A 12197-nucleotide genomic window follows, 5' to 3' on the forward strand; every position below is an offset into this window, starting at 1 on the left:
CGGCATGCCGCTCCACCGGCAACGGCCGGTCGACACCCGCAGGCATCTGTCTGACGCGGGTGTCGACCGGCCGTCTGGCGTTCGGTCTCCGGTCGCTAGACGACCGGTCTAATGGCTGCTATGGTGAACCCATGGCGGGCACCCAGGGCGACACGCGGCGCAGCATCCTCGACGCTGCTCAGCGGATCATGTCGCACAAGGGGTTCGCCGCGGTGGGGATCAACGAGGTCCTCTCCGAGGCCGGAGTGCCCAAGGGGTCCTTCTACCACTACTTCGGCTCCAAGGACGCCTTCGGCGAGGCGATGATGCGGTCGTACTTCGTCGACTACCTCGCGGACATGGACCGCGTCCTCACCGCGCCGGGCCTGACCTCGGCGCAGCGGCTGATGAACTACTGGCAGGGCTGGCGCGAGACGCAGAGCGTCGACGAGTGCCAGGGCAAGTGCCTGGCCGTCAAGCTCGGCGCCGAGGTGGCCGACCTGTCGGAGTCGATGCGGCTCGCGCTGAAGGAAGGCACCACCGCCATCGTCGACCGCCTGGAGCGGGTGATCGCATCCGGCCTGGAGGACGGCTCGCTGGTAGTCGACGACGACGCCCGTACCACTGCGCAGGCCCTGTACGACATGTGGCTCGGCGCGAGCGTCATGGCCAAGATCCACCGCGACGTCGGCCCGCTGGACGCGGTCACGACGGTCACTCGCCGTCTCCTGCACGTGTAGCGCCGCGAGCCGGCGCGCTCCCGTGTTCTTCGACCATCTAGAGACGACCGGTCTAATAGGCCGGCGCAACATTCAAGGAGCAGTACTCATGAAGGTTCTCCTCGTCCTCACCTCGCACGACGAGCTCGGTGACACCGGCAGGAAGACCGGCTTCTGGCTGGAAGAGCTGGCCGCCCCCTACTACCGCTTCCGGGACGCCGGTTTCGAGGTCGTGCTCGCCTCGCCCCTGGGCGGCCGGCCCCCGCTGGACCCCAAGAGCAACGAGCCGGCCAGCCAGACCGACGAGACCCGCCGCTTCGAGGCCGACTCCGAGGCCGTGGAGGCACTCGCCAACACCGTCCGCCTCGACTCCGTCTCCGTCGACGACTTCGACACCGTCTTCTACCCCGGCGGCCACGGCCCCCTGTGGGACCTGGCCGAGGACGCCACCTCCATCCGGCTGATCGAGTCCACCCTGCGCGCCGGCAAGCCCCTCGCCCTGGTCTGCCACGCTCCTGGCGTCCTGCGGCACGCGGTGAACGCGGACGGCACCCCGCTGGTGCGGGGCAAGAAGGTCACCGGCTTCACCAACAGCGAGGAGGAGGGTGTCCAGCTCACCGAGGTGGTCCCCTTCCTGGTCGAGGACGAGCTCGTGCGGCTGGGGGGCGACTACTCCAAGGGTGACGACTGGGCGCCGTACGTCCTGCGCGACGGCCTGCTGATCACGGGGCAGAACCCCGCCTCCTCCGGTCCGGCCGCCGACGCGCTCATCGAGCTCGTCACCAAGGCCGGTGCGTGAGTCTCAGGTCGTGATGCCGCGTGAGCGGCTCGACGACCCCGCCGGGCCGGAAGCCCGCACGGCCCCGGCCCGGCGGCGCCGCGGGGTCCTCGAACTCGTCGAAGGCCCCACCGCGATCGCTCTCATCACCCGGTCTGCTCCCAGCCACGCCAAGCACCCCACCGCGACGCACACGACCCACACGACCGGCGACGGCACCTGTGGTTGCAGGTGCGGGAACACGGCGTAGTGCGTGAGGTAGATGGCGAGTGACGCGCTGGCCAGCAGGCTCACCGGGGTGAGCAGTCCGCGCGGCACCGGCACGCGGGCCAGCGACAGCAGCAGGACCACGCCGCCGATCACGACGACCTCGCGCGAGAGGTTCTCCATCCGGCCGGGAACCATCGCGACCATCACCACCACGACGAAGCACTTCTGCCACCACGCGGGGGAGCGGTGGGCGAGCCAGCCGAGGGCGACGAACCAGGCCGCGCCGAGCGTGGTCATGTTGCGGGCGAAGAAGTCGCCGTCGACGGTGAACCTCAGCGCCAGCGCCAGTCCGAGCACCGTCAACGCGAGCGCGTAGCCGTGCCGTTGTTCCCAGCGCCGGACCGCCGGTACGGCGAAGATCAGTGCACACAGGAGCAGAACGTGCACGACGACCTCGACGAACCAGTACCCGGCGGCGCCGACGCGGGTGAAGTTGTTGACCAGCAGGACGTTGTCGATGGTCACGTCGTCGGTGACGGCCATCCGGTAGACGAGCCAGAGCGAGGTCGGCACCGCAATGAACGCCGCCGCCCGCAGGATGCGGAGCGGATCGGCGGGCACCAGGAAGCGGGCGATGTTCCAGCCCGCGACGACGAGCAGCAGGTGTGCGCCGCCGAGCAGCGTGAAGAAACCGACGTGCGAGCCCACGATGAGCAGGATCGCCAGCGCTCGCAGCACGATCGTGGTGTCGACCAGCGGGACGCGGCGGTGCCGGGCGCGCAGCGCTTCCAGCGACGACACCGGCATCGTGGGCCACGAGGACGGTAGATCGCCGAGCAACCGTTGCAGCTGCACGGTCATCTGGACGTAGCGCAGCGAGTCGCCGCCCAGCGAGTTGAAGGTCGCGTCGGACGGCACCGGCCGCACGCCGAGAACCGAGGCGAACACCTCGCGCACGGAGTTCGAGTCGCCCGTGGACGGTGCCGCGACGGCCCGGTAGTCGACTTTGCCGTTGGACAGCAACGGGAACGACGTCACGGCGTAGGTGCGGACGGCGGTCGCGGGCAGTCCGGTCAGAGCGCGGACCAACCGCGCCGCGCGGTCCGCGTCGCCGAGCACCGCGACGACCAGGCCGCTGTCGTCACCCGTGCAGGCCGCGCGGAGGCCGTCGGCGGCGAGCGAGCGTTCGACCTGGTCCAGATCGACGCGCAGCCCGAACGGCTTCACGAACCGGTTCTTGCGGCCGGTCACCGAGAACAGGCCGTGGGACTCCGCTCCCAGGTCCCCGGTCCGCAGCTCGAAGGTCGTGCGTCCCAGTGCCAGGTCCTCGGGCGCGTGGGCGTACCCGAGCATGACGTTGGGGCCGCTGTAGACGAGTTCGCCGTCGTCGACGCGCAGCTTTCCGCCGGGGATCGCGACACCGATCGCAGACGGGTGCGAGGCGGCGAGCTCAGGCGGGAGGTAGGCCATGCGCGCGGTGGCCTCGGTTTGGCCGTACATCACGAAGAACCGCCAGCCCCGTGCGGCGCCCAGTTCGGAGTACCGGACCACGTCCGCCGGGGCCAGCCGGCCGCCGGCCTGCGTCACGTAACGCAGGCTCGGGAGGTGCATGGCGTCGAAGCCGATGCCGTCCAGCAGCCCGAACGTGTGCGGCACTCCGTGCAGGCTCGTCACGCCGTGGGAGCGCACGAGGTCCCAGAACTCCGGCTCGATCACCGATCGTGCGGTGAGCACCAGCCCGGCGCCGCACGCGAGGTTGCTGTTCACGACCGACAAGCCGTAGCAGTAGTGCAGCGGCAAGGACGTGACGGCGCGGTCCGTCTCCCGGATGTCGAGGTAGGAGCCGATCGCGGCGGCGTTCGCGGCGAGGTTGTCCGCGCTCAGCCGCACCAGCTTCGGCGACCCGGTCGTGCCGGACGTCGACAGCAGCAGCGCCAGTTCGGGGTGGAGCGCGTGCGCGGTGCCCGCGCGCCGTTCCGTCCAGGAGCCCGAGATCACCACGTCCGGGTCGTAGGCGGAGGTCAGCGCGGGGATCTGCGCGGTGGACGCGAGGACGACAGGATGCCTGCCGCGCAACGCGGCCAGGTACGCCACGACCGAATCGGCGTCGTTCTCCGCGGCGAGCAGCACCAGCCGCCGCGTCGTGCCGAGCCGCTCCGCCGCCGAGGTCACCCGCTGGTCCAGCTCGTGGTAGGTCAGCGAACCGTCGGGTGTCACCAGGGCGAGCCGGTCACCGTGCTCCGCGAGACGATCAGCGAACCCGAGGTCCGCCGTGGCCGTCACGGTGTGCCCTCGAAGAACAGGGCGGGCCCGTCGACCGACACGGAGACCGCGTCTCCGGACCGCACCGAGATCCGGCCCTGCACGCGTGACCGGACCCGTGTGCCGTCGGCGAGCCGCAACAGGACCGTCGCGTCGTGCCCGTGGAAGAGGACGTCCTCCACAGTGGACGGAACGCCGGTGCCGCCGAGGATCAGCTGCTCCGGACGCAAAAGCACCGTGCCGGGACCGTCGCCGGACGTCGGCAAGGTCCCGAGCGGTGTCTGCACCCGGCCGGAACGGGCGACGCCGGCGAACGTCATCGCCTCACCCACGAACAACGCCACCCCTAGGTCGGCGGGCGAGGTGTAGATCGTCTGCGGCCTCGCGAACTGGGCCACTGCGCCGTCCCGCAGCACCACCACGTGGTCCGCGACACCCAGCGCTTCCTCCTGGTCGTGCGTCACGAGCAACGCCGTCGCGCCGGCCGCCTTCAACGTCGCGCGAACGTCCGCCCTCAGCTCCTCGCGCAGACCGGCGTCCAACGCGGAGAACGGTTCGTCGAGCAGCACGACCCCGGGACGCGGTGCCAGAGCGCGGGCCAGCGCCACCCGCTGCGCCTGGCCGCCGGAGAGCTGCGCGGGCATCCGGGAGCCGAACCCGCCCAGGCCCACCAGGTCGAGCAGCTCTTCGACGCGGTCTCCGCGCTCACCCCGGCCGAGCCCGAACCCGACGTTCCCCGCCACGGTCAGGTGCGGGAACAACGCGCCCTCCTGCGGCACGATCCCGATCCCGCGCCGCTCCGGCGGTACGTCGGAGGTCAGCCGCCGCTCGCCCAGCCAGACCTCGCCCGAGGTGACCGGGTGGAATCCGGCGAGGACCCGCAGCAGCGTCGTCTTGCCGCACCCGGAAGGCCCGAGCACGGCGAGCAACCCGCCCTGCGGCACTTCGAAGTCGACCTCGCGCAGCACGGGTTCTCCGCCGTAGCCCGCGACGAGTCGCTTCACCGTCAAGCCGCTCATCGCCCACCTCCCGAATCGTCCCGGCGCAGGAACCGGTCCAGCACCACCGCGGGAATCGCCGCCACCACGAGCAGCACCGCCGCATAGGGCGCCGCCGCGGCGTAGGCGGCGACCTCGGTGCGGGTCCACAGCTCGGTCGCCAGGGTGTCGACCCCGGTCGGCCGCAGCAGCAACGTCGCCGGCAACTCCTTGGCACACGTCAGGAACACCAGCGCGGTGCCGGCCAGGACGCCCGGCGCGGAGAGCGGCACGGTGACCCGCATCGCCGTCCGCCACCGCCCGTGGCCGAGCGACCGCGAGACGTCCTCCAGCACCGGCGGTGCGTGCGCCACGCCGGTGCGGACAGCTCCCACGGCCAAGGGCAGGAACAGCACCGCGTACGCGAACGCCAGCATGGGGAGGGTCTGGTACAGCGCCGGCGCGAACCTGATCCCGAAGAACACCAGCGCCAGCCCGACGGTGATGCCGGGCAGGGCGTGCCCCGCGAAGCTCGCGAGCTCGACCCCTCTGGCGAGCCGGCCCTGGTGCCGTGCCGCCAGGACTCCCACCGGCAGCGCCAGCAGCAGCGTCAGCACCGCGCCGAACGCCGACACCGCGACGGTGTTGCCGGTGGTCGCCAGCAGGTCGGACACCTCGAACGTCGAGGTCCCCGCCGCGAGCCACCACACGAGGCTGACGACCGGCACGCCGAGCGTCAGCACGAGCAACACCACCGTCCCGCCCAGCGCCGGCACCCGAGCCCGCCCCAGCGGCACGGTCAGCGGCTGACGGCGCCCGCGCAGCGCCATCACCCCGCGCGCCCGTCGTTCGCCGACGGTCAACGCGACCGCCAGCACCACCAGGACCAGTCCGAGGACCGCGGCCGGCGTGCGGTCGAACGAGGCCCGGTAGCTCGTGTAGATGCCGAGGGTGAACGCCTCGTACCGCATCAGCGACACCGCGCCGAAGTCGCTCAGCACGTACAGCGCCACCAGCAGCCCGCCGGCGAGCGCCGCGGGCCGGATCTGCCTCAGCGTCACGGAGAGGAACACCTGGCGACTGGTCCTGCCGAGCGACCTCGCGACCTCCTCCACCGCCGGATCGGCCGTGCGCAACGCGGCCGCGACCGGCAGCAGCACGTACGGGTACGACACCAGCGTCAGCACCACGAACGCGCCCGCGAACCCGGTGAGCCGCGGCGCCACGGAGATCCAGGTGAACCCGGCGACGTACGACGGCACCGCGAGCGGCAGCACGAGCAGCACTCCGAAGGCCCGCCGTCCGGACAGGTCCGAGCGCGTCACGAGCCACGCGCTGAGCACGCCCAGCACGAGGCACGCGGCCGTCACCGCCACCGCGAGCGAGAGGCTGCGCAGTGCCAGTTCCGCGGTCCGGGTCCGGGCCAGCACGTCCCACACGACACCGCCGCCGCGTTCGAACGAACGCACGGCCAGGTACGCCAGCGGCAGCACGGCGACCGCGGCGACGAGCAGCGACAGAGTGGTGAGAGCTGGGCCGGCCCGGTGGCCGGGCCTCAGGACAACCCCGCTTCCTGCAGCAGCTTCACCGTCTCCTGCAACGACGACAGCTGGGAGAGGTCGATGTCGGGCGCCTGCAGGTCCGTGATCGGCGGCAGCCGGTGCTTGCCCGGCTTCACGCCCGGATTCGCCGGGTACTCGGCGGTCTGGTCCGCGAAGTGCCGCTGCGCCTGCTCGGACAGCAGGAACCGCACGGCCTTCTGCGCGGCCTCGCTCTGGTTGGAGCCCTGGATGATCCCGACACCGGCCACGTTGACCAGCGCGAGCGGATCACCACCGCCGGACCGGTGCAGCCGGGCCTTGACGTTGGCCTCGCCGCCCTTCTCCGCGACCATGGCGTACCAGTAGTAGTGGTTGATCAGTCCGAAGGGGAGCTGACCGTCGTCGACCGCCTTGAGGATGCTGTTGTTGTTGTCAAAGCGCTTCGGTTCGTTGGCGGCGAACTTCTTCAGCCAGTCCCTGGCGAAGTCCTCACCCTTGAGCACCCGCACCGACGTCACGAACGCCTGCCAGGACCCGTTGGTCGGTGCGTAACCGACCTTGCCCTTCCACTTGGGGTCGACGACCTCCTCGATCGACCTGGGCAGCTCGTCCTCGTCGACCACGCGGGGGTCGAAAGCGATCACGCGGGCCCGTGCGCTCGTCGCCACCCAGCGCTTGTCCCGCGCCTGGTAGGTCTCCGGCACCATGCCGAGCACGTCCGCGGGCAGCTCGGCCAGCCGGCCCTGCGCCCCGACCGCGCCCAGCGCGCCGGCGTCCTGCGCGAAGAACAGGTCCGCCTCGGTGCCCTGGCCTTCTTCCAACAGCTGCGCGGCCATTTCACCGCTACCGCCGTAGCGGACCTCGACATCGATTCCGACGGCGTCCTCGAGCTGGTCCAGGAGGGCTCCGACCAATTGTTCGTTGCGGCCGGAGTAAATGATCAGGTCGTCTGCTGAACTGCAAGCAGTCAACGTCGACGCCAACAGTGCTGCCACCAGCGTCACGGTGCGTGCACGACGCCTCACCAGCAGTCCTCCTCAGCTCACCCCCAGGTCAGAACGGGTGTCGACAAGGTAAAGCTAACCTAAGGCACATTCAAGACGTGGATGCCATTACGTGATGCGACGCCGGACACATCACCTGTTCGGCCCCATATGTTGAGGAGTTCCTCCTGGCGATCGAAAAATGGTTGGGGGACGCCGCTGCGGGGATGCGGGAAACTTTCGTGACGTTGCCGGAAAACATTCTCGAAGCAAATGTGGAAAACTCGCCACCGCCCGTGTCGGGGGTTCGATCCCGAATGTCCACAATGGACGCGAGCGGTCGCGCGGAGCACGCGGGCGTAGGCTTTCGGGAATGCGGATCGGCGAGCTGTCCAAGCGCACGGGCGTGAGCCCGCGCTCACTGCGGTACTACGAAGAGCAGGGCCTGCTGACCAGCTCGCGCTCCGGCGCGGGGCAGCGCCACTACTCCGACACCGCGGTCCAGCGCGTCTCGCTCATCCGGCAGTTGTTCGACGCGGGCCTCTCCAGCCGGGTGATCACGACTCTGCTGCCGTGCGTCGACATCCCGGATGACCTGGACGTCGCGGAGGAGACGTTCACGGCGATGATGCGCGAGCGCGACCGGATCGACGCCGAGATCGCCCACCTGCTCCAGACCCGGGATGCACTCGACATGCTGATCAGGGCCAACGGCCGGCACCGGGCGGCCCTGTCCACGGCTCCGGAACGGGCGGCGCAGCCGGCCTGACGCTGTGACCCGCGCCTCAGCCGGTTGCCCCTCACATCGATGTCAACGATGAGGATGGCCGCAGAGCCCGGAACCACCGGGCGGTCATCCGAAAGGCGGCAGAAAATGGGGCAGGCGTGGGGTTTCAGCAAGCACGGCGGGCCTGAGGTGCAGGAGTTGTTCGACCGTCCCGACCCCGTCCCCGGCCGCGGCGAGGTGCTGATCCGGGTCGACGTCGCCGGCGTGAACCCCCTCGACCACATCGTGCGCGCAGGTCTGGTCGAAGGGCTCGACGGCGGGCGGCCGTTCCCCCGCGTGCTGGGCATGGAGGCGGCGGGAACCGTTCTCGCACTGGGGGAGGACGTTGACGGGCTCGAGGTGGGCTACGCGGTCTTCGGCTTCGCGCTCACCGGCGGCGGCACCTACGCCGAGACGACGGTGCTGTCCGCGCCGAACACCGCGCGCATCCCGGCGGGCCTGTCCGCGGCCGTGGCGGCGACGCTGCCCGTGGCCGGGACGACGGCGGTGGACGTGCTCGACCAGCTCGGCCTCCCGGCCGGTGCCACGGTTCTGGTCAACGGCGTCGGCGGCGGAGTCGGTCTCGCCGTCGCCGGGCTGGCCGCCGCGCGCGGGCTGCGCGTGGTCGGCACCGGCAGCACCGCCAAGCGCGAGTCCGCCGAGGCCGTCGGCGTGCGGTTCGTCGACTACACAGCCGAGGACGTCGCCACTGCGGCGGGCGAGCTGGTCCCGGACGGCTTCGACGCGATCGTCGACCTGGTCGGCGGCGCCTCGCTGCGGACTGTCGCCCCGCTCGCCAAGGATCCCCGCAACGTCATCGCCGTGGGTGACGCGTCCGTGTCCGACCTCGGTGGGCGTTTCGTCGAGCGCCGCCTCGACCGCGAGAACCTGGAGCGGTCGGCCGGGCTGGCCCTCGACGGAGTCCTCGCACCCGCGATCAGCGCGGTCCACCCGTTCTCCGACGCCCTGGTCGCCCTCGCCGCTGTGGAGAACGGCCACGCCGTGGGCAAGGTCGTCATCAAGGTGACCTGATCGTCCACAACAGACGGATGGAGCGCGTCCGGCACAGACGCGCTACGGCCTAGATCATCCTGCGCCGCACCCGCCACACCACCACACCGGTCAGGACCGCCGCGACGGCGACGAACAGGGCCGCCTCGACGAGCTGGAACGTCCAGAACCGGTCGGCCGGGTGGTAGACGCCGAACCGCTGGACGCCCCGTGCGTGCAGGAACTGGTTGAGGTTCGTGCCGGCCTGGTCGGCGGCGGCCTCCAGCTCGGAGTACTCGGCCGAGCTCAGCCTGCGCCCGGTGGCGTCCGCGTAGCCCCGTTCGATCGTCCAGTCGGCGAAGCCGGGCACGGACCCGGCCTGGTCCTTCGCGCCGCCGGCGGGAACAGGTTCCCTGGTGGTGAGCGGCGTGGCGTACGCGGGACGGGCCACCAGCGCCACCGACATCCTGGCGGCGAGGAACGCCCCGAACGCGACGCCGAACGCGGGCAGGCTGCGCCGCAGGACCGCCCCCGCGGCGGTGGCGGCGCCGAACGCGAACAGCGCGTACGCCACCGGAACGAGTCCCTGCAGGTCGAAGGCGTCGTACTGGAACCGCCCCTCCCACGCGTCGAACGGCTGGCGGAACCAGGTGAGCACCGCGGTGAACATGCCGGTGAGCGCGACGGTGACGCCGGCCAGTGCCGCGAGCTTGGCCGCCAGCCAGCGCATCCGCGGCACGGCCTGCGTCCAGGCGAGCTGCCAGGTGCCGTCCTCCAGCTCGCGCGCGAGCAGCGGCGCGCCGAGGAACGCCCCGATGACGACGGGGACCAGGTAGAAGGCCGCCAGGAGGTTCTCGACGTAGCCGTACTCGTCGTCGAGCCGGCGGAAGGAGGCCGTGCAGGCGTCGGTGACCCGGGCCTCTCCCGCGCACCGCGCGGGACCGCCGGGGAACAGGTCGTGGGCCTGCGTCCCGAGCGCGAGCAGGACAACGCCGAACATGCCGACGAGCAGACCGAGGACGACGACCTCGGTCCGGTGCTGGCGCCAGATCAACCACGTCACGACGCCACCTCCGCCGCGACCGCGGCGCCCGGTTCGGACGGCCGGCGCAGGTATGCGAGCACCAGGTCCTCCAGCGCGACCGGCTGGGTCTGCCACCCCGGCGCGGCCGGTATCGCGCCGTCGCGCACCAGCAGGGTCGTGTGCCGGTCGCTGTGGACGGCCTCCACGACCGTGCCGGCCCGGTCGAGGTCGGTGGACGTGCGCGGGCCGACGAGCACCCGGTGCTCGGCGAGGAGGGTGTCGATGTCGCCGGTGAGCGTGACCCGGCCCTGGTTGAGCACGACCAGGTGGTCGCAGACGCGCTCCAGCTCGTGCACGACGTGGGAGGAGAACAGGACGGTCACGTCGCCTTCGGCCACCGCGCCCATGAGGACCTGCATGAACTCGTGCCGCGCCAGCGGGTCGAGACTGGCCACCGGCTCGTCGAGGACGAGCAGGTCCGGCCGCTTCGCCAGGGCGAGGGCCAGCGCGACCTGGGCCTGCTGCCCGCCGGAGAGCGTGCCGGTCCTGCGGTCCAGCGGGATGCCCAGCTTCGCCAGCCGGCGCTCGGCCAGCCCCTGGTCGAACCGCAGGTTGCAGGCCCGGCCGAAGCGGAGCATCTCGGCGACGGTGAAGCGCTTGTACAGCGGGTGGTCCTGGGCCAGGAACCCGATCCGGGACAGGGTGTGCGGAGTGCTGGCGGTGACGTCGTGGCCGAGGACCTCCACCGTGCCGGTGCTCGGTGCCAGCAACCCGACGGCCAGGCGCAGCAGCGTGGTCTTGCCCGCGCCGTTCGGCCCGACGAGGGCGATCACGCCGCCCGCCGGCAGGGCCAGCGTGCAGTCGCGCAACGCCCAGCCCTTCCGGTACCGCTTGCCCACGCCGTCGGTGCGCAGCGCGAACCCGGCCGCCGTCACGCCACGCCCTCGTTCTTCGCCTGCTGGTGGACGGAGGCGAACAGCGCGTCGACCGACTGCTCGTCGAGCCCGGCCGCGTAGGCGCGGCGCAGCCAGGTCACCAGGCCGCGGTGCAGGGACGTGTACGTCGACGCCGGCATCGCGGCCGACCGCTGCTCGGTGACGAACGTGCCCTGGCCGGGCCGGCCGGTGACCAGGTTCTCCTGCTCCATCTGCCGGTACGCCTTGGCGACGGTGTTCGGGTTGATCGCCAGGTCCTCGACCACCTCGCGGATGAGCGGGAGGCGGTCACCGGCTTGGAGGAAGCCCAGCAGCACCGCCTGGCGGACCTGCTGGACGAGTTGCAGGTACGGCGGCACACCGGAGTGGGTGTCGAGCCGGAAGACGAACACGGCAGCCCCTTTGCTGATTTACTAGTACCATAGTAAAGCAGCAGTTCGGCACGTCGAGCGCGGCTGCCGGGAACTCGGCTAGATCGACCTGAGGACTCGGACGCGGTCAGCGACGGCGCGGCGGGCGACGTCCGAGTCGACGGCGATCGAGTCGAACTCGTGCGGTGCGCCGGGGTGCAGGTGGAACTCGACCGGCACGCCGGCGCGGCTGAGCTTCGTCGCGTAGGCCAGGTCCTCGTCGCGGAAGACGTCGAGCTGACCGACCTCGACGTAGGCCGGCGGCAGGCCGGACGCGTCCTCGAGCCGGGCGGGTGCCGCGGTGGCCGGGACGTCGGGCCCGCCGGCGGCGTCGCCGAGCAGCGCGGGCCACGCGGTGAGGTTGTCGTCGTAGGACCACAACGCGTAGGGCGCGATGTGCGGGTCGGCCTCGGTGGTGCGGTCGTCGAGCATCGGCATGATCAGGATCTGCCGGGCGATGGCCGGACCGCCGCGGTCACGGGCGAGGATCGACAGCGCCGCCGCCATCCCGCCTCCGGCACTGTCGCCCATCACACCGATCCGGGCGGGGTCGACACCCAGTGCGGCGGCGTTGTCGTGCAGCCAGCGCAGCGCCGCGTAGGCGTCCTCGAGCGGGGTGGGGA

The 12197-nt window shown here is 71.4% G+C and carries 12 protein-coding genes; 4 read left to right on the forward strand and 8 right to left on the reverse strand.

Going from position 1 to position 12197, the window contains the following annotated elements:
* The first annotated feature begins 131 nt into the window (after positions 1–131).
* Entirely contained in the window at positions 132–719 is a 588-nt protein-coding gene (locus tag ORI60_RS35735; protein ID WP_266042428.1) for a TetR/AcrR family transcriptional regulator, read from the forward strand.
* A gap of 88 nt (positions 720–807) precedes the next feature.
* A complete protein-coding gene (locus tag ORI60_RS35740) occupies positions 808–1497 on the forward strand; it encodes a type 1 glutamine amidotransferase domain-containing protein (RefSeq protein ID WP_266042429.1) in 690 nt (229 codons plus the stop codon).
* A gap of 3 nt (positions 1498–1500) precedes the next feature.
* On the opposite strand, the gene ORI60_RS35745 is transcribed toward ORI60_RS35740, so the two are convergent.
* From ORI60_RS35745 to ORI60_RS35760, 4 genes are all read right to left on the reverse strand, one after another.
* On the reverse strand, positions 1501–3969 hold the full coding sequence (locus ORI60_RS35745; protein ID WP_266042430.1) for a non-ribosomal peptide synthetase: 2469 nt from the start codon (positions 3967–3969) through the stop codon (positions 1501–1503).
* Positions 3966–4967, reverse strand: coding sequence for an ABC transporter ATP-binding protein (locus ORI60_RS35750; RefSeq protein WP_266042431.1), 1002 nt, complete (start codon positions 4965–4967; stop codon positions 3966–3968). The genes ORI60_RS35745 and ORI60_RS35750 overlap by 4 nt, the downstream gene beginning before the upstream one ends.
* A complete protein-coding gene (locus ORI60_RS35755; RefSeq protein ID WP_266042432.1) occupies positions 4964–6418 on the reverse strand; it encodes an ABC transporter permease in 1455 nt (484 codons plus the stop codon). The genes ORI60_RS35750 and ORI60_RS35755 overlap by 4 nt, the downstream gene beginning before the upstream one ends.
* Positions 6419–6480: 62 nt before the next feature.
* Entirely contained in the window at positions 6481–7461 is a 981-nt protein-coding gene (locus ORI60_RS35760) for an iron ABC transporter substrate-binding protein (RefSeq protein ID WP_266042433.1), read from the reverse strand.
* Positions 7462–7822: 361 nt separating this feature from the next.
* On the opposite strand from ORI60_RS35760, the gene ORI60_RS35765 reads away from it, so the two are divergent.
* Together ORI60_RS35765 and ORI60_RS35770 are read left to right on the forward strand one after the other, a co-directional pair.
* Positions 7823–8218 carry a MerR family transcriptional regulator gene (locus ORI60_RS35765; RefSeq protein ID WP_266042434.1) on the forward strand — a complete coding sequence of 132 codons (396 nt, stop codon included), beginning with the start codon at positions 7823–7825 and terminating at the stop codon, positions 8216–8218.
* A 105-nt stretch (positions 8219–8323) separates the two neighbouring features.
* Positions 8324–9247 (forward strand): NADP-dependent oxidoreductase, encoded by a 924-nt coding sequence (locus ORI60_RS35770; RefSeq protein ID WP_266042435.1) that lies wholly within the window; start codon positions 8324–8326, stop codon positions 9245–9247.
* Positions 9248–9296: 49 nt separating this feature from the next.
* Here the strand turns inward: ORI60_RS35770 and ORI60_RS35775 are convergent, their stop codons facing one another.
* The 4 genes from ORI60_RS35775 to ORI60_RS35790 form a co-directional block, all read right to left on the reverse strand.
* On the reverse strand, positions 9297–10268 hold the full coding sequence (locus ORI60_RS35775) for an ABC transporter permease subunit (protein ID WP_266042436.1): 972 nt from the start codon (positions 10266–10268) through the stop codon (positions 9297–9299).
* Complete coding sequence (locus ORI60_RS35780) at positions 10265–11164, reverse strand: ABC transporter ATP-binding protein (RefSeq protein WP_266042437.1); 900 nt, start codon at positions 11162–11164, stop codon at positions 10265–10267. The genes ORI60_RS35775 and ORI60_RS35780 overlap by 4 nt, the downstream gene beginning before the upstream one ends.
* Positions 11161–11556, reverse strand: a complete 396-nt coding sequence (locus ORI60_RS35785) for a GntR family transcriptional regulator (RefSeq protein ID WP_266042438.1) — start codon at positions 11554–11556, stop codon at positions 11161–11163. The genes ORI60_RS35780 and ORI60_RS35785 overlap by 4 nt, the downstream gene beginning before the upstream one ends.
* A gap of 78 nt (positions 11557–11634) precedes the next feature.
* Positions 11635–12197 (reverse strand): alpha/beta hydrolase (locus ORI60_RS35790; RefSeq protein ID WP_266042439.1); only part of this gene is annotated, 563 nt, incomplete at its 5' end.

Origin of the sequence: Lentzea sp. NEAU-D7, assembly GCF_026242055.1 — a bacterium.
GTDB lineage: Bacteria > Actinomycetota > Actinomycetes > Mycobacteriales > Pseudonocardiaceae > Lentzea.

What these genes read in the sequence shown, in the direction of transcription:
- ORI60_RS35735 (WP_266042428.1), top strand. Translation starts at nt 132, where the DNA reads ATGGCGGGCACCCAGGGCGACACGCGGCGCAGCATCCTCGACGCTGCT.
- ORI60_RS35750 (WP_266042431.1), bottom strand. Translation starts at nt 4,967, where the DNA reads ATGAGCGGCTTGACGGTGAAGCGACTCGTCGCGGGCTACGGCGGAGAA.
- ORI60_RS35740 (WP_266042429.1), top strand. Translation starts at nt 808, where the DNA reads ATGAAGGTTCTCCTCGTCCTCACCTCGCACGACGAGCTCGGTGACACC.
- ORI60_RS35770 (WP_266042435.1), top strand. Translation starts at nt 8,324, where the DNA reads ATGGGGCAGGCGTGGGGTTTCAGCAAGCACGGCGGGCCTGAGGTGCAG.
- ORI60_RS35765 (WP_266042434.1), top strand. Translation starts at nt 7,823, where the DNA reads ATGCGGATCGGCGAGCTGTCCAAGCGCACGGGCGTGAGCCCGCGCTCA.